General features: G+C 63.9%; 1 protein-coding gene. It reads right to left on the minus strand.

The window, feature by feature from the left end; genetic code table 11:
• Nucleotides 1–563: transposase (locus AC0I8G_RS25845; RefSeq protein ID WP_471732501.1), on the minus strand; the 563-nt coding region annotated here is incomplete at both ends.

Below are 563 nucleotides of genomic sequence, written 5' to 3' on the forward strand. Positions count from 1 at the left end.
GAACAGCCTCGGGAAGCTCTTCGGCAGCGGCGCTTTTGAAGCCGGAGAATCCGTCCATGGCCACGACTTCCACCCCTTCCCGCCACGCTTCAGGGCGTTCGTTCAGCCACGTGGCGAAGACCTGCTTTGAGCGGCCCTCGACCATGTCCAGCAGCCGGGAAGGGCCCGTGCCGTCACGGATCGGTGTCAGATCGATGATGACGGTGACGTACTTGTCCCCGCGGCGGGTGTGCCGCCAAACATGCTCATCAACACCAATGACCTCGGCCAGAACGGCGTTGTTCGCGGTATTCCACGACACGCCCAGGCCCTCGGCAACCCGGGCCACCGTCAGATGCTGACAGACGATGCCTTCCAATGCCCAGCGCAGTCCACGGCGGGAAAGCTTCGCTCTTGGTTCAGCAGCCTTCGAGGTCTCCTGCCGCCACACATAACCGCACCCGGTGCAGCGGTAACGTCGGAGCCTCACCAGCAATATCGTGGGCCGCCAACCGAAGGGTTCATGGCCCAGCCGCCGGGTCACAGTATCCCGCGGGATGCCCTCGCACCCACATCTGGAACAC

The sequence above is a fragment of the Kineococcus sp. AC630 genome (genome assembly GCF_979255925.1).